The organism is Noviherbaspirillum sedimenti (assembly GCF_003590835.1).
GTDB classification, from domain to species: Bacteria; Pseudomonadota; Gammaproteobacteria; order Burkholderiales; family Burkholderiaceae_D; genus Paucimonas; species Paucimonas sedimenti.
This window is the reverse complement of the sequence record NZ_QYUQ01000002.1, coordinates 3810466-3827336: the sequence shown is the minus strand read 5'-3', so window position 1 is coordinate 3827336 and position 16871 is coordinate 3810466. Positions and strand designations below refer to the sequence as shown.

Here is a 16871-nt window from a genome sequence, read left to right as displayed (position 1 = left end):
ATTGGGCATCGGATCATCAGAAGCCGACGTTGTTAGCGCCTTTCAAAGCCAGCATTTCACGCGCCTCATCCGGGGTGGCAATCGAAAGCGACATGCCTTCCAGGATACGGCGTACGCGCGTAACCTGCTGCGCATTGCTCGATGAAAGCTGGCCTGGGCCGTCCCACAGATTGTCTTCCAGGCCGACGCGCACATTGCCGCCTTGCGCCGCCGCCATTGCCGCCAACGGCATTTGCGAACGTCCCGCGCCCAGTATCGACCACACGTATTCGCTGCCAAACAGGCGGTCGGCAGTGCGCTTCATGTGGGCGACATCATCGGCATGACTGCCGATTCCGCCCAGAATGCCGAAAACCGTCTGGATGAATAACGGCCCCTTCACCAGTCCCCGGTCAAGGAAATGGGCAAGGTTGTAAAGGTGCGCCGTGTCATAACACTCGAACTCGAAGCGCGTGCCGTTATCGGCGCAGGACTTGATGATGTACTCGATATCCTTGAAGGTATTTTTGAATACCAGGTCGCGGGTGCCTTCCAGATAAGGGGCTTCCCAGTCATGCTTGAATTCCTTGTAGCGGCCGAGCATGGGAAACAGGCCGAAATTCATCGATCCCATGTTCAGCGATGCCACTTCCGGCTTGAGCTGCAATGCCGGTTGCATTCTTTCTTCCACAGACATGATGGGAGAACCACCGGTCGTCAGGTTGATCACCCCATTCGTACGCTGCTTGATATTGCCGACGAATTCCCTGAATGCGTCCGGGTTTTGTGTCGGCCGGCCGGTCAAGGGGTCGCGCGCATGCAAATGCACGATCGCGGCGCCAGCTTCAATCGCGCCGACCGCTGCTTCCTCGACCTCCTTACCGGTAATCGGCAGGAAGGACGACATCGATGGGGTATGAATCGAGCCGGTAACCGCACAGCTGATAATGACTTTACGTGATTTGCTCATTTGTCTATTGGCTCCATAAACAGGTAATGAATGAAGGCTTTATTTCAATCCGATATGATTAATACGACTTCGGCAGCCCGAGCACTTTCTCGGCAATAAACGAGAGAATCAGTTGCGGCGTAATCGGCGTAATCCGCGGCAACATGGATTCTCGGAAATGGCGTTCGACGTGATACTCTTTTGCGTAACCCATTCCGCCGTGGGTCAGAACCGCCGTCTCGCAAGCGCGAAAACCGGATTCTGCGCAGAAAAATTTAGCGGCATTGGCTTCTGCTCCGCACGGCTTGCCCTGGTCGTACAGCCAGGCCGCTTTCTGATAAAGCAGCGTCGATGCCTCCAGCTCCACCCAGCGTTCTGCTAGCGGGTGTTGAATGCCCTGGTTTTTTCCGATGGGGCGGTCAAATACAATGCGTTCACCGGCGTATCGAGCGGCGCGGCGCAAGGCTACGCGCCCCAAACCTACCGCCTCTGCCGCCACCAATATGCGCTCCGGATTCAAGCCATGCAGGATGTATTCAAACCCGCGGCCTTCTTCACCGATCATGTCCTCAACCGGAATTTCCAGCCCATCGATAAACAGCTGGTTGGAATCGACTGCCTTGCGGCCGAGCTTTTCGATTTCACGCACTTCGATCTTCGTGCGATCCAGGTCCGTGTAAAACAGGCTAAGGCCATGCGTCGGCGACTTCACCTGGTCAATCGGTGTGGTACGCGCAAGCAGCATGATCTTGTGCGCCACCTGGGCGGTCGAAATCCAGATCTTTTGTCCATTGACAATGTAGCGATCGCCCTTGCGGACTGCCATCGTCTTCAGCTTGAGCGTATTCAAGCCGGTATTTGGTTCAGTCACGCCGAAACAAGCCTTGGTCTCACCATTGATGACAGGCGGTAGCCAGCGTGCCTTTTGCTCATGCGTCCCGTACACCACGACTGGATGCAAGCCAAATACATTCATGTGAATGGCGGACGCGCCGGCCAGCCCGGCGCCCGAGCCCGAGACGGTCTCCATCATGAGCGCCGCCTCGCTGATTCCCAGACCCGCGCCGCCGTACTCCGTTGGCATGGCGATGCCCAGCCAGCCAGCCTTTGCCATCGCGGCGTAAAAATCTTCCGGGAAACCGCCTTCCTTGTCCTTTTTCAACCAGTAGTCATCGCCAAATCCTGCGCAGATTTCCTCCACTGCGGCTCGAATGGCAACCTGCTCTTCAGTCAATGCAAAATTCATATCTTCTCCCTAAAAGGAAAGGCGGCACGCCACAGGCATGTATGGGGCCGCACGGTATTGAGTTAACCAGCCAAGGGCATCGTTCCCGATGTTTGATTCGCCTGTTTCAATAATATAGCATATTGTATTCATGCAGACTATATTGGATCTATTGAAAATTGCAAATTTCTGGTGCCAGGCTGCATCCCGCTTTCAGAGAAGAGATATTACAAATGCATTGATGGGCGATTGTGGTTCTTGCAGTGTGAAAAATATTTTCGCGAATGCCCCAATATTTTGACACTTTGTCAATGCCGTCATTGCAGCACTCCCGTGAATGATTATTTTGATTCGTTGCCCCGAAATGGGGCTATTGCGCCAATTTACCCCCCAATGGCGGCAAGGACAGAAAGGTCTGATAACCCTCGGGGGCGGTCACCACAGCCTTGATGGAGTTCACGCAACGTGCTGCGGTCATGGCCATTGCATCCTGAAAGCTAGAACCCGTGCCGCCAGGAATTCCCATAGGGAAATCACCACAGAAAGGCGGAAAAGCATCGATTTCGACACGATAGCCGCCGTCGGTGCCGATGTTGGGCCACTCCGGTGCCGCATTTTGGCCGGCGCGGGTGACGTGATTGAGGACAAAACGTGGCTTGCCGCCAACTCCGATCGGTATCGTGACCGCCCATTCCGGGAATGGCTGGAAATCGGTCACGATAGACCGGAATACCCAGGCTTCAATGTCCGAACACAGATACGCAGCTAAAGCTAAGCTGGCCACTTTTGATGACCGAACAGACGGCTACGATCGCGCCCGGTGTCCTGGCTAGATATCGAAGAAGCTGAACAAGCCCTCACGCGCTGCGTCCGCAAGTGAATAGGTCTTGCTGCAGGCTGTCCCAGCTTTGGCCGTTGGATCGACCACAAGCAGATTGCCTGACCACGACATCGTTCTGCAACACCGACGTTTGATCCGCCATCCAGCGTCGCGCAGAACCCATTCGTCGTAGTACCAGCCCCGGCCCTCCCAGAGATCGCCGCCTTCGACGCCCCTTCGGATAATGAACCAATTCCCGTAAGTAAGTGATCGCCCAGTATCTCCTCGACGCTCCCACACTGTATTCGACATCGAATGCTGTGATGCATCGAACGGGCCCCATGCCGCTTCCGCCCCACGCTTGAAGGCGGCGAGCCCCTCGAACACGACCGGGGCGCCATAGTCGGCAATCACGTCTTCCGTAAACACTTGGTCGAAGACATCCCACCGCTTGCTGTCGACTGCAACACCGTAGCGGTTCAATAACTGCAAAACGCTCAATTCATCCTGTTTCGTTGTCATCGTCGCTTCCTTTAAATATGATTAATATGATTCATCAGACTTTCCTGTGGGTGACTGAAGCCGGATACAAATCAAGGCCGCCGCAATGGAAGTAGACGGCGATCTTGAAATTGTCCCGGTTGCGGAACCCACAGGCTCGTTTTTGTACCGTTGCGATTTTCGAATCTCAGGCTGCCCCCCGCACGCCCGGTACCGGCTTAACGCACGCCGTCGCCAACGAGCGCTTCAGGCGCCCATGCGCGTGCATCAAGCGGCTTGATAGGGTACGCTGCTCCTCCAGGATAGGGTCCGGACACGACATATACACCACTGGTCAGGTTATATGATCCGGCACCGTCGCTATGTTGACTCGGAATTTCATACATCGGCGTATGGGTTTGCCAAAGCACCCGTTGCAGCTTGCCTGCTGCGTCGTAACCGTCACTGAGGCCTACATAAGTATCTTCATCAAAGTAGAACATCTTTCGCGGTGAAGTATGCCGCACGCCAGGTTTCACTGTCCCCTCAACGACCCAGACACGATGCAGCTCGAAGCGCAGGCAGTCCGGATTGTAATGATGCTTGAGCAGAGCCTTCTCCGGGGAACAGTTCTGTTCATTTACCATGACCCGGGTATTATTGTAAGGAATATACATCTCCTTTTTGCCGATCAGCTTGAAGTCGAAGCGATCCTGCGCGCCCAGAAAAAGCTGCGCATCATCCATCGTCGCGGCGCCAGCCTGTGACGGTGTCGGCGTGTCATAGGCCAGGTTCGGCGAAAGCTTGACCCGGCGCTGCCCAGGCAAATACTGGTAGGCCTTGCGCTTCAGGGCAGTCGGATCGATTGGATCGTTCATCAACAGGGCTTCGCCGGACATGCGTGCCGGCGCGGTCGTCTTATGCCGGTACTTCCAGAAATAATCACCATCGAGTTCGGTCTTGCTCGGATCGTAATAGACATACTCTTGCTGTGTGAAACTGGTCGACGAAAGCGCAGGCGTCCCGCTTGCATCCACCACCCAATGGGTGAACGTATTTTCAAAAACGTGGCCAGCGAACCTCAGTATCTTGTTCCACATGACTTCGTTTCCCGTCTTCGGAATCGGAAACGGGTAGCCGCCATAGCATGCCCGACTGATCGCCACACCGTCCTTTTCCGTGCTGCATCGGGTGGCGTTCTTGAGTGTATTGTCCATCACGTATTGCGGCCAGGCTGCCGTGCGGTGCGTGGGATAGACGTCGATGCGAAACGTCGGGTACTTCTGCATCATGGCCTTCATGCCATCCGACAGCTTGTCGGCATGCTGACTCATGTTCTTCGCATCAATGGAAAAGAGCGGCTTTTCATGTGCGAACGGATCGGGCCGAAGATGGGGTTTTTTGGGATCGAAGCCCGGCGGCAGGGTCTTCATCCCGCCAGTCCAGGCCGGAATCTTGCCGTCCTTGTTGCCGGCCATTTCCGCTCCCATGGGCGTCAGGTTCTTGCCCAGTTGCCTGGCTTCTTCCGCAGTCACCGCGGCCTGCACCGAAGCGATGGAACATACGGCCAGACCTGCCGCAAGCGTCATAGAACATCTAAACATCATTGTCTTCTCCAGTTTTTTGAATGGTGTAATAAAGGCCAACGATAGGGCGCTTCAGTGCTGGTATGGCGCCCCACCGCTGTCCATGTTCACTGCACTGCCGTTGTTGCGAAATGCGAGTTGGCAGTCATGTCAGCCCTGCGTGTAAAAACGTGTTCAGCCTCCGCATTTCTTAAAATGTCGTCGGACATTGATCTTGTAATCGTTCGATAATTATATTTTTCTGGCGAAAAAATATAAGCCAATATGCGGACATAAATGTGCGCTTACCGGCCAACGGCCAGTAACAAGCACTGAAAAGAAAATTATGTCCGACAGGAAGAGGGGCGGCGGCCGCGATCGGACGAAGAAAATTACTGTTTCCAGCAATTATTCTGAGTGATTCGCTCCGTCAAGAGCTGGTGGCAGTGCGGCAGGAGTATGTCTTTAGTGCATGCGGCGATTGAGAATTGCTGGATCTGGCTTCATAAATTTTTCCGCGCAAAATCATAGAACAAGCGCGCGATTTAAATGCGTTCTAATTAGTTCGATTCAAGCATTGCAGGTGCCATAGCCATTTTTTCAAATGTTGGCCGCCAAGGGCTGGGCTCACATGTCTTTTTTGTACAAAATTCTCGGACAGTCAGCCCAGTCCATGCCTTGAAAGCGTTACGAAAAGCGCTTTGATCATTGAACCCGAGCAAGAACGCGATTTCCTTTGGCGTAATCGAACCGTAAGAAAGGTATTTTTTCGCCTGCTCTGCTCGATATTCGTCAACTTGGGCTCGGTAGCTGGTGTGCTCATCATGCAAACGACGGCGCAGCGTTCTTGGCGTGAGATTGAGCAAGCGAGCCACCTCCTCAAAAGTAGGCAGTGGATATTTGTCGTACTGAGAAAAAATACTTCGCAATTCGAATATTATCGGCTTTGTATTCACAATACGATTTTGAATATTTTCACAATACTGCAAGCAGATAGCATTGAACTCAACATCGCGGGTTGGCACCCGGCTGTCAAACCAGTCACGTGCAACCTTGACTGTAGTTTGCTCGGCAGCGAATCGGATAGGACAACTAAACATTTCGCTATACCGTTGCTTATGCTCCGGAGCTGAATACGATAAAGTTATTTCCAATACGGGCGCAGACTCCCCCACAAGAGGATCGCCCCATTGATATACCAAGCCGAGAATCTCTTCACTGCAAAATTGAAAAAGAGGATCCAGAGGGTCTGGGCTGACAATGGCGAGCAGTACGTAATGCGAATTTTCGCTACGCACTTCCAGTCTACCCATCGTGCCGACAAGTGTCGCGCCATAGCGAACCCATAGGTTATGCACATCACGTACTGTTTTGCTGGTACTAGCCGCATGACCGAAAGCGCCAAATGCATGCAGATCATGGAGTTTTGCCATATCAAAGCCGATACCGCCATCGCCAGTCAACTTGATAATATTGGTTGCGACAGTTCTATATTGAGACGAATTGACAAGGTAATACGGGTCGTCAAGTTTGGAAAAATCAATATCGGAATCTGCGAGGACAACGTCCTGCATGAACCCTCTCTTCACCATTACATTAACGTAGTCACGTATCGCGATTGCACTTATCAGCATGTGCGTCTCCTTGCAATTTGTTATGTATCTACCTATGCCTGCCTTATATGCATTGCTAGATATCATATGCAATGATACCTTTATTCCTCGGGCTGTATGCAAAATAAATCAATAATGCATCTACAAAGGAGAGCATGTATGCCAAGTCCAGCGTGGGACCACAGTGTCGATGTTTTAGTCGTGGGAAGCGGCTTGGGAGGCATGACTGCTGCGCTGTCAGCCTACGAGATGGGTTGCAAGGATGTCTTGCTTGTCGAAAAGGCGGGCAAGTTCGGTGGCACCAGCGCGCTGTCAGGCGGGGTCATCTGGATTCCATGCAACAAGCTTGCACGTGAAGCGGGGCAACAAGACTCCCTGGAGGAAGCACACACTTACTTGCGCAACACGATTCCTGATGCGATTCGTCGTGATGACATGCTGGGCACGTATCTTGCTCACGGCCCCAAGATGATTGATTTTCTTTACGAGAAGTCTCACGCCCGTTACACGTCCTTATCCATGTATCCGGATTATCACACCCATATTGCAGGCTCCAAAGAAGGCAACAGGGCGCTGGAATCCGAACCGTTCGACTCTTCCCTGCTCGGCGCCGACAATGATATTGTCAGCCATAGCCATCCGATCTGGTACCTTTTCGGCATCATTCCCCTGACGCTTACCGAGGCCAATACGATCTCGGTAAAACTGAAGGGCTGGAAGCTGCTGTTGACCAAATTACTGGCCAAATACGCTTTCGATCTGCCCTGGCGTCTGCGCTCCAGATATGACCGCAAAAGAAAAATTGGCGGATCGCACGTGGCGCGGCTTTATTTGTCGCTCAAGGAGCGCGGCATCTCGATGTGGCGCAGCGCGCCTTTGCAGGAACTCATTGAAGAAAATGGTCGCGTCATCGGCGCCGTCATTCAGCGCGACGGCAAAGCCTGCAGGGTCAAGGCAAGGCGGGGCGTGATTCTCACTGCGGGGGGATTTGAACACAATCAATCCATGCGCGAGCAATATTTGCCGCATCCTACGAATGCGCGTTGGAGTGCAGGCGTCAAAACCAACACGGGCGATGCCATCACTGCCGGCGCCAGGCTGGGGGCAGCAACAGAACAAATGCAAAAGGGCTGGTGGTGCATGACCTGCAGTGTGCCGGGCGAAGCAATGCCAAGGCTGATGATTATGGAAAAATCAGTCCCAGGGACCTGCCTGGTCAACCGCAATGGCAAGCGCTTCCTGAATGAGTCGGAGAATTACGTGACCATGCAGGACAAGCTGTATGCGGCCCATACCAACGAGACGCCATGTGCACCCGCGTACCTGATTTTTGATGCCCGGGTCAGGCGCAAGTATATTATCGGCCCGCTTCTCACGGCACGCACCCGTCCTGACTGGATGCTGCCAAAGCGCTGGTTCAGCGAGGGCATGATCACCAAAGCCGATTCACTTGTCGAATTGGCGAAAAAAACGGGAATCAACCCGCATCATCTTGAAGAGACTGTCGCCCAGATCAACCGCTATGCCGTTACCGGCAAAGGCCTTGACTTCGGACGTGGCGACAGCAGCTACGACCGTCACTATGGCGACCCGGAAATCAAGCCCAATCCCAATCTTGCGCCGATCATTCAGGCGCCTTTTTATGCCTTCCGGCTTGAACCGGGTGACATTGGCACGATGGGCGGGCTCGTGACGAATATGCATGGCCAGGTGCTGCGGGAAAACGGCGAGCCGCTGGAAGGCCTCTATGCTTCCGGCAACTGCACGTCGGCGATTTTGCCGACCTACCCTGGACCAGGCGCTACTTTGGGGCCTGCCATGGTATTTGCCTATCAGGCTGCAAAGCATATTACCGGGTATCGAGACTAGCGGCTCACTTGGCAACTGGATAGGGATTTTTGCAGTGCGGATTGGCGATGCCGCGCCGGCACACGCGTGCAAGCGCCCGAGTCAGCCGATAGGCACGCTCAATCAGATTTTTTCGCTTCGGCCTCGGGGTCGATGGTCATCACCGTCCCGCCACGGCCATGCGGCGCCAACGCCACCAAACCGTTCTAGTTGAAGCGCCCCCCAGGAGACTTACCGCATCCCCGGAGCGCCGTCCGGCCATTAGGGTGCAACCCACTCAACAATAAATGACAATAGTAGTTAAATTGCACGTTTTTATATTTATAAATGACGATTGTTAATTCGCTCAATATCTGATGATTCGTGCTTCTATGGCTTCCATTGGGCCCTATTAGCCAGCCGATATCAAAGCCTGGCCTCGGCGCTCAATAGGATGATCAGGGGGCAAGGGGGAGCCTGATTCGGCACTCGACCAAATATGACATTTGTCATATAAAATAAATTATTAACTTCACTAAATGACATTTGTCGTTTAAAGTAGCCGAAGTAGTAGCCGAAGCAAATGAACACCTATTTTTAATCTAGCAACCGGCCTTGCCTATCTCGTAAAGCGCTGGTTTACACATTGGGAGGACATCTTAGTTATGTTAATTAATAAGCCGATCATGCAGGTTGCCTATGTCGTCAGGGATATCGAAGAAGCCTGTCACCACTGGATCAACGTCTTTGGAGCGGGGCCGTTTTTCCTTGCGCCGCATCTGAAGGTGGCGAAACAGCTCTATCGCGGCGAGCCTTCGCGGGAAGACTCCAGCCATGCGCTCGGTTTCTGCGGAAACATCAACATCCAGCTCATCCAGCAGCACAATGATGCCCCATCGATGTACCGGGACGTGTACCCCGATGGCGGTCAGGGCTTTCACCACATGATGTTCTTTACGGACGAGTTTGAATTTGACCGCAGCCGCATGGTGAAAAACGGTTGCCCTGTGGTCGAGGAAATCTTCGAGGAAGGCAAACATGGCTCGGGGCGGATCGCCTATGTCGATGCGCGGGACAAGGTCGGCGGATTCATTGAAATCTACGAGGACAACCCGATCATTCGTGAACTGTTCGCGGCATGGAAAGCGGAGCATGACCGGTGGGATCGAAAAACCGCCCCAATTCGCCTGATCGGCTAAATATCCATCAGCCTAACCGGAGCGCCCTGCTAGTCCGGCAGGGCGACGGATGGATAAGCTGCTTATGTACACGAACTGGCAAGCCTCCGGTTGAGGTATGCCAGGACAGGTTTTGAATTTTTAATCAACTTGCAAAATGGAGCAAACATGACACAAGCAACCGAATTGGAAGTCAACATCTCCCTGGCGAGGAAGTTCCTTGCCGCGTTTGGCCGCGGCGATGTCGCCGGAGTACAGGAGGTGATTGCCGACGACATTGACGCCATTTGCACCGGGACTAGCGTGCTGGCCGGCAGCCGGAATTACGCGGCCGTCTGCGATGCCGTCAAGATGCTGGCCAATGCTACGAAAAACGGCCTGGATTTCCGCATCATCAGCACCACCGCCGAAGCGGACCGCGTGGCTTGTGAGGCGGAGGGAAAATCTACCTTCGTCGATGGACGGTCCTATAACAACCAATATTTATTCCTGTTTATTATCAAGGATAAAAAAATTGTGGGTATGAAGGAATACATGGATTCCCTGCTGGTGGAAAGGACGTTCGGATCGCTAGCCGCATAGTTTTCGCACATGCTTGAACGACCTGTTTCGCCAAGGTGGAACACCAGGCAATCCTAGGCTTGCCGATTTCGGTGCAGCATTCGCCGAGGTGACCGCGCATCTGTCGAACTAGCAATTCAAATGGACATAGGCCCGTAGACAGCGCTTCAGCAAGGACAAGAGATCCTTGCTGGCGCCAGGGCTTATGTAAGTGGCCTGTGCAGGGCCATACTGAAAGGAGACATGCAATCATGAACAAGCCGTTAAACAAAAAAAACGTCAGGCCGGAGCCTTGGGCTGTCTATCAAGACATCATTGCCCGAGACCGGCATCCGACGCCGCCGGATCTTCTTGAGGCTGGCACGGACGATCTTGGATTGTCGAACTCCAGCCGTGAAATGTATACCAGCCCGGCATTCCACAAGTTGGAACTGGATCGTCTATGGTCGCGCGTCTGGCAATTCGCCTGCCGTGAGGAAGAAATCGAATCGCCGGGCGACGTCGCCGTCTACGAGTTGGGCGACTGGTCGTTTATGATCGTGCGAGCCGAGGATAACAGCATCAAGGCGTACTACAATTCATGTACGCATCGTGGCACGAAGCTCTGCTCCAGCAACACGCACCTGCAGAAAATCCGCTGCCCATACCATGGATTTACCTGGAATCTGAATGGCAGTATCAACAAGGTTCCTTCCAGCTGGGATTTCCCGCATGTCAGCGAAGAAACCCACAGCCTGCAGGAAGTGCGTGTCGGCACCTGGGGCGGATTTGTTTTCATCAATCTCGATCCCAAGGCGCCGCCACTGGAAGAGTATCTGGAAAACCTGCCAAGCCAACTCGGCGTTGTCAATTTCAAGGACCTCTATATCGCCGGGTACTATCGCAAGATCCTGCCGTCAAACTGGAAAGGTTCGATCGAGGCATTTATTGAGTCCTATCACACTGCCGAGACACACCCGCAAACAACCAGTTTTTCTGACGAACAGCACACGCAATACGATCTATTGGGGCGTCACACCAGCCGTTTTCTACAAGCGCTCGGTGTCGCCAGCGCCAGTTTTGGAGATCCGCAGAGCGAGCAGCAGATCGTCAACAGCATGTTCGCAGAGATCATGCGCGAAAAGACGGAAGCCCCCCCGTTGCCTGACGGGATGACGGCCCGCCAGTTCATGGCCGATACGACGCGCACGCAGCTCACTGAGGCTGGTCGTGATGTGTCAGGCATGTCGGACGCGGAACTGGTCGATGCGATGCAGTACTCTTTGTTTCCCAATATGGTGTTGTTCCGCAGTGTCGGCTTCCCGGTGGTCTATCGCTTCCGCCCCAACAAGCATGATCCGGACACCAGCATCTTCGATATGTTCATTCTCAAGCCGGTGCCGGCCGGCGCGCCGCGGCCGTTACCGGCCGAACCGGTGGAGATGGGGGACATGCGCTATGTCGATATTCCTGAGTTGAGCGACTGGCTCGGCGACGTTTATGACCAGGACGTGGCAAACCTCAAGTTGTTGCAAGAGGGCCTGAAGGCGGGCAATACGCCGGTCACGCTGTCGCAGTATCAGGAAATCCGTATCCGGCATTTTCATAACACGCTGCGCGCGTATCTGGAGCAGGCCTGAGTCAAACAATCGAGGAAATTGCGCCCTTGCAGCCTGCAAGCTGGCTATACAAGGATCTCGGTTGGGTTTCGTAGACGTACAAGACAGCATTCTAAGAAATGTGGAAGGAGTGAGCGTGAATGCCCTCCATTCCGCAACAAAAAAATTGCAGTGAGCATCGCCAGTGGTGGCGCGTCATACCAGGAATGTGGCGCGCTATCGTTGGCCTTCAATACACCATTTCAAAAAACTGGAGAAGACATCATGATTCGTCGTTCTATTATTCTTGCGGCAGGTCTGACAGCATGTTCCGTTGCGTCGGTGCAGGCCGCGGTGACTGCGGAAGAAACCAGGCAACTGGGCAAGAACCTGACGCCCATGGGGGCGGAAATGGCCGGCAACAAGGACGGCACGATTCCAGCCTGGACCGGCGGTATGAAGACTTTGCCACCGGGCTTTGATCCCCAAAAACCCCATCTTCGGCCCGATCCGTTCGCACATGAAAAGCCGCTCTTTTCCGTCGATGCGAAGAACATGAGCCAGCATGCCGACAAGCTGTCGGACGGCTTGAAGGCGCTGATGCAGAAATATCCGACGTTTCGCATCGATGTCTATCCGTCGCATCGCACCGCAGCCTGGCCGCAGTATGTGATGGACAATACGGCGAAGAATGCGACCCGGTGCAGTACGGAAAATGGTGGCGTGTCGATCAACCGCGCCTGCTACGGCGGCTATCCATTCCCGATTCCGAAGACCGGCAACGAAGTCTTGTGGAACCATCTTCTCCGGTTCATCGGCCACAGCTTCGCCGTCCATCAAACCAGCCGGCTGGTGGACTCAAACGGTTCGGTCGCGCTCGCATCGGAAAACAAAGTCGTGAATGAGTATCTTTACTATGATCCAAAGAGGACCGAACTTGAGGGCGACTTCTACTGGCGATACAAGCACAAGACCATGGCGCCCGCGCGCATGTCTGGCGAGGCATTGATGCTGGTCGACCCGATCGATCCGATTGCGAATAAGCGCAAGGCGTACCAATACCTGCCAGGTCAACGCCGGGTCAAGCTTTCCCCGAACCTGGCCTATGACACGCCGACGCCCGGTCAAGGCGGCGCCGCAACGATGGACGATGGGTCGATTTTCCTCGGCGCGCAGGATCGCTTCGACTTCAAATTGATCGGGAAAAAGGAAATGTATATCCCGTACAACAATACGAAGATTATGGTGGACGAGAAGAACTGCTCGCCGGAAAAAGCCTTGCTGAAGGATCACTACAATCCGGACTGCCTGCGCTTTGAGCTGCATCGTGTCTGGGTGGTGGAGGGAACGGTCAAGCCGGGTATTCGTCATACCTCACCTCGCCGCATGTTCTATTTCGATGAAGATACCTACGGTCCCGGCCTGGGGGATAACTATGATGCAAGCGGCAAACTGCAGCGGGTATTGTGGGCGATCCATACGCCGATGTATGAAGTTCCTGCGCAATCCAGTGAAGGCTATGGCGCCTACAATTTGAACAGTGGTGTTTATGTCGTTTCCAGTGTTTACCCCGGCGCCGGATTGTTCCCCATTGCACCACAAGATGATCGCGCCTGGGCGCCTGAGGCATTGGTGGGAGACGGGGTCCGCTGATCGGTCCGGGCATGACGCCCGGATATTTCGCGCTAGAGGAATGCCGAGAGTGCTCTTTATAAACCGGCAATTCGTTCACCCTGCCACCGTCTTCTACATTGCTTAACAGCCATCTCTTCGGGGTGAACGATTACCATTACAGTCACACGCTAACGAACCAAGGAGTTATTTATGTCTAATGTAGTAACAACCAAAAGTAGCGCCTTCATCAGTCGCTTTCACGTGGATCCAAAGCGGAAGGATGAATTCGTAAGAATCTTTGACTCTCTATGGAAACCCCACCTGGATTTTATGAATGAACAGTGCAATTTCGTTTTTTATGGCTGGGATCGTGATGAGCATATTTTTTATGCGATCGAATCATATAAGGATGAAGAGCTGCTTAAGGAACTCCGGAAGTCGGGCGTTTTTCAGACTCAGGTATCCCAGCTGATGGATTGCTGTAATGCCCCAATGGAAATGGAGCTTGCACGCGGAATGGACAGTGACCGTAGTTGTTTTGATTTTTACAAGCGAGGCCCTTCCGAGGTTCACCCTATTGGCAAAAATGGACTCGGCGCTGTTTTTTCGTAAGGCAGGGATTGCGATGCGGGTACTAATGAGTAATCGAGGGGCATCACGCCGCGATAGCTGATGCGGTCGGCGCCCGATATTAATATCGGGCGCCTAACATGCCGAACATATGCCTGCCACCGTCTTCCACATTGCTTAACAGCCCTCTCTGCGGGGTGAACGATTACCCCAAAACACCCTATCACCATAAATGGGATATTAAATAGTTTAACATCAGGCACAATTCCATTAAGACTCAGCAGAGCACTTTTTCCCTCAATTTTTGCAAAACCAATGCATGAAACACGAGAATAATCAGGATTTAGCGGTTAGTCGCAAGCAAACTCCTGCCCTGTCGGACGCAATCTCCTTCAAGTCGAAACAATCGGCAATGCTGTCAGACCAGGCAAAAATGCCACCCCGGGCTCCTGGGCGGACACGTGTTGAAAAAATTATCGGGACAACGATCGAATTGATGGGCGAGCGAAACCCGGACGACATCAGCATTGCTATGATTGCAGCCCGAGCTGGAATGACACGAACATCGGTTTATGCTCATTTCAAGAATATGTCCGAAATTTTTGAGCAGATATCCATTCGTTTTGTGGAGAAAACAGGCCTCTTTCTCGAGAAATATGTACGTGATCGAAATCCCAGAACGCTTTCTGAGCTACTGACCATTACGATTGATGGGGTATGTGAATTCTTCAACCAATCGCATTCCGGTGAACCATTGGATTTGGCTGCTCATGTCCCGTTTGATGCACGGAAAGCAGTCAAGGATTACGATAAAGTTTCGGCGCTGATGTATCGCTCTTTCGGGTTGGCCGACTGGCCTATCCAGCCTCTCTCTGAAGACGATCCATTTTGTATTCTTGTTCTTCTACAGGAAGCGCTTTTTTCCACCAGCATGCAACGCCACGGCATCATAACGAAGGAGTATGCCGAGCTGACTAAAAACGTTGCACTTGATTTCATGGCGGGGGTCAACAAACGTTTTCAGAATTTGAATGACCCGAAAGAAATTGGGGATTTGAACGCACGCATTGCTACTGCAGTATCCCAATTGACAACCAGCTCTGACCTCCAATTATTAAAAGTCACGGCAGAACAGTTGGAGGCGCTGTCAAGACTTGCTGATAAAAAATAATGCATGAAGTCTGCTTTAAACAAACTGTCGTGCACGTTGACCACCGTGACAGTGGCACTATGACAGCCGCACATTACATACGGCATACTGAACCAGCCCGACTTCGCACTTGATCACTCAAAACCAATCCGTCGGACTGTTGCTCTCAATCGTGAGCAAATGAAATCGACAACTCACGCCACTGGTCAAGCTGGAGTTTTTTTCTGCTCAAACTTTTCTCCAGCAGTTCAACGGCATCCGCACCGGCAGTAAACCGTAATGGCGGCTTTTCAGCATTGGTGAGTGTCACGAAGGCTTGCGCCAGTTTCTTCGGGTCGTTCGCTTGCTTGCCATCGACTTCAGCCGTTGCGCGGCGGGCTTTTCCTGCGGTCTCGTCATAGTCGCTGATCACCCGGGCAGCGTGATTGACCGACGCGCCGGAAAGGAAATCCGTGCGAAAGTACCCAGGCTCGACAATGGTGACGTGAATGCCCAGCGGCGCGACTTCCCTTGACAGGGACTCCGACAAGCCCTCAACGGCAAACTTGGTGCCGCAATAACTCGATGCGCCGGGATCGCCGTAAAAGCCCGCGAGGGAAGAGATATTGAAGATGTGGCCGCTGCGTTGCGCGCGCAGGATCGGCAATACAGCGCGGGTTACATGCAGCAGCCCGAACACGTTGGTGCGGAACTGTGCCTCGACTTCTTCCGCGCTGCACTCCTCCAGCGCCCCAAGCAATGCGTAGCCGGCATTATTCACCAGCACGTCGATGCGGCCGAACTTGTCGATCGCTGCCTTGACCGCTTCATCGGCTTGCCTGACGATGGTGACGTCGAGCCCGATAGCCAACAATCGATCAGATGCACCGAGCGCTTCTTCCACGCTCTGGGGATTACGGCCGGTGGCCACCACCCTGTCGCCGGCTGCCAGGGCCGCACGGGCGATTTCGGCACCGATGCCACGCGATGCGCCGGTAATCAGCCATACTTTACTCATTTTATTTTCCTCGTGTTAAGCGCCAGGCCTGATCGAGACGCCGTTATCAATGACGAATTCCGCACCAGTAATAAATCGAGATTCATCCGAAGCCAGGTAGAGAACGGCATTGGCGACATCTTCAGGTTGGCCCGTGCCAGGAGGCGGCTTCATCCCCATCGCCCCCTCCAGCAGCGGTGTGTCTATATTGCCGGGAAAGATTACATTGCTGCGAATCGGATAACCCTTGTCCTGACAATGCGCAGCGACGGTCATGCTCAGCGACCGGATCGCGCCCTTGGCCGAAGCATAGGCGACGACCGGCGGGTAAGCGCGCAAAGCCGATAGAGACGCGGTATTGATGATGGAACCGCCCTGCTTCTTCATCGCCTCAATGCCGTGCTTGCATCCCAGGAACGTGCCTTCCGAGTGAATGGCATGGATCAGACGGTACTGTTCAAGCGATGTCGTTTCAATATCCGCGATCACAACAATGCCCGCATTATTGACCAGCACATCGAGCTTGCCGTAGCGTTCGACGGCGAAGGCAATCGCCCGGCGCCAGTCGTCCTCGCTGCGGACGTCATGATGGATGAATGCGCCATCAATTTCTTGCGCAAGCTTTCGCCCCGCTTCGTCGTTGACGTCGGTAACGATCACTTTCGCCCCTTCGCGCGCAAGCAGAATGGCTTCCGCCTTGCCCAGGCCCGACGCAGCGCCGGTAATCAGGGCTACCTTTCCCTCGACTCGTTTCATTTTATTTCCCTCTGCTGGTTATTGGGTTATT

At 53.5% G+C, this 16871-nt stretch carries 15 protein-coding genes; 7 read left to right on the top strand and 8 right to left on the bottom strand.

Going from position 1 to position 16871, the window contains the following annotated elements:
• Positions 1–16 precede the first annotated feature (16 nt).
• The 6 genes from kce to D3878_RS17735 all read right to left on the bottom strand — a co-directional run bounded on the left by kce (position 17) and on the right by D3878_RS17735 (position 6652).
• Positions 17–949, bottom strand: a complete 933-nt coding sequence (gene kce, locus D3878_RS17760) for a 3,5-dioxohexanoate:acetyl-CoA acetone transferase (RefSeq protein ID WP_119786707.1) — start codon at positions 947–949, stop codon at positions 17–19.
• 58 nt (positions 950–1007) lie between these two features.
• Complete coding sequence (locus tag D3878_RS17755; protein ID WP_119786706.1) at positions 1008–2174, bottom strand: acyl-CoA dehydrogenase family protein; 1167 nt, start codon at positions 2172–2174, stop codon at positions 1008–1010.
• A gap of 349 nt (positions 2175–2523) precedes the next feature.
• Complete coding sequence (locus D3878_RS17750; RefSeq protein ID WP_119786705.1) at positions 2524–2871, bottom strand: hypothetical protein; 348 nt, start codon at positions 2869–2871, stop codon at positions 2524–2526.
• A gap of 111 nt (positions 2872–2982) precedes the next feature.
• A complete protein-coding gene (locus D3878_RS17745) occupies positions 2983–3495 on the bottom strand; it encodes a nuclear transport factor 2 family protein (RefSeq protein ID WP_119786704.1) in 513 nt (170 codons plus the stop codon).
• A 197-nt stretch (positions 3496–3692) separates the two neighbouring features.
• A complete protein-coding gene (locus D3878_RS17740; RefSeq protein WP_199688200.1) occupies positions 3693–5099 on the bottom strand; it encodes a DUF1329 domain-containing protein in 1407 nt (468 codons plus the stop codon).
• Between the two features lie 479 nt (positions 5100–5578).
• A complete protein-coding gene (locus D3878_RS17735) occupies positions 5579–6652 on the bottom strand; it encodes an AraC family transcriptional regulator (RefSeq protein WP_158592308.1) in 1074 nt (357 codons plus the stop codon).
• Positions 6653–6748: 96 nt separating this feature from the next.
• Here D3878_RS17735 and D3878_RS17730 point away from each other — a divergent pair, with 96 nt between their 5' ends.
• From D3878_RS17730 to D3878_RS17700, 7 genes are all read left to right on the top strand, one after another.
• Positions 6749–8500 (top strand): FAD-dependent oxidoreductase, encoded by a 1752-nt coding sequence (locus tag D3878_RS17730; RefSeq protein ID WP_338016814.1) that lies wholly within the window; start codon positions 6749–6751, stop codon positions 8498–8500.
• A gap of 644 nt (positions 8501–9144) precedes the next feature.
• Positions 9145–9657 carry a VOC family protein gene (locus D3878_RS17725; protein ID WP_158592307.1) on the top strand — a complete coding sequence of 171 codons (513 nt, stop codon included), beginning with the start codon at positions 9145–9147 and terminating at the stop codon, positions 9655–9657.
• Positions 9658–9804: 147 nt separating this feature from the next.
• Entirely contained in the window at positions 9805–10218 is a 414-nt protein-coding gene (locus D3878_RS17720) for a nuclear transport factor 2 family protein (protein ID WP_119786699.1), read from the top strand.
• A 230-nt stretch (positions 10219–10448) separates the two neighbouring features.
• On the top strand, positions 10449–11816 hold the full coding sequence (locus D3878_RS17715) for an aromatic ring-hydroxylating oxygenase subunit alpha (protein ID WP_119786698.1): 1368 nt from the start codon (positions 10449–10451) through the stop codon (positions 11814–11816).
• A gap of 150 nt (positions 11817–11966) precedes the next feature.
• The gene (locus D3878_RS17710; RefSeq protein WP_199688198.1) at positions 11967–13427 is read left to right on the top strand and encodes a DUF1329 domain-containing protein; all 1461 of its coding nucleotides are present in this window, start codon (positions 11967–11969) and stop codon (positions 13425–13427) included.
• A gap of 171 nt (positions 13428–13598) precedes the next feature.
• Complete coding sequence (locus tag D3878_RS17705; RefSeq protein ID WP_119786696.1) at positions 13599–14000, top strand: antibiotic biosynthesis monooxygenase family protein; 402 nt, start codon at positions 13599–13601, stop codon at positions 13998–14000.
• A gap of 277 nt (positions 14001–14277) precedes the next feature.
• Positions 14278–15129: a TetR family transcriptional regulator gene (locus D3878_RS17700; protein WP_119786695.1), complete on the top strand. Its 852-nt coding sequence runs from the start codon at positions 14278–14280 to the stop codon at positions 15127–15129.
• A 145-nt stretch (positions 15130–15274) separates the two neighbouring features.
• Here the strand turns inward: D3878_RS17700 and D3878_RS17695 are convergent, their stop codons facing one another.
• Together D3878_RS17695 and D3878_RS17690 are read right to left on the bottom strand one after the other, a co-directional pair.
• Positions 15275–16105, bottom strand: coding sequence for an oxidoreductase (locus D3878_RS17695; protein ID WP_119786694.1), 831 nt, complete (start codon positions 16103–16105; stop codon positions 15275–15277).
• Positions 16106–16120: 15 nt separating this feature from the next.
• Positions 16121–16840 carry an SDR family oxidoreductase gene (locus D3878_RS17690; protein WP_119786693.1) on the bottom strand — a complete coding sequence of 240 codons (720 nt, stop codon included), beginning with the start codon at positions 16838–16840 and terminating at the stop codon, positions 16121–16123.
• Positions 16841–16871: the final 31 nt, after the last annotated feature.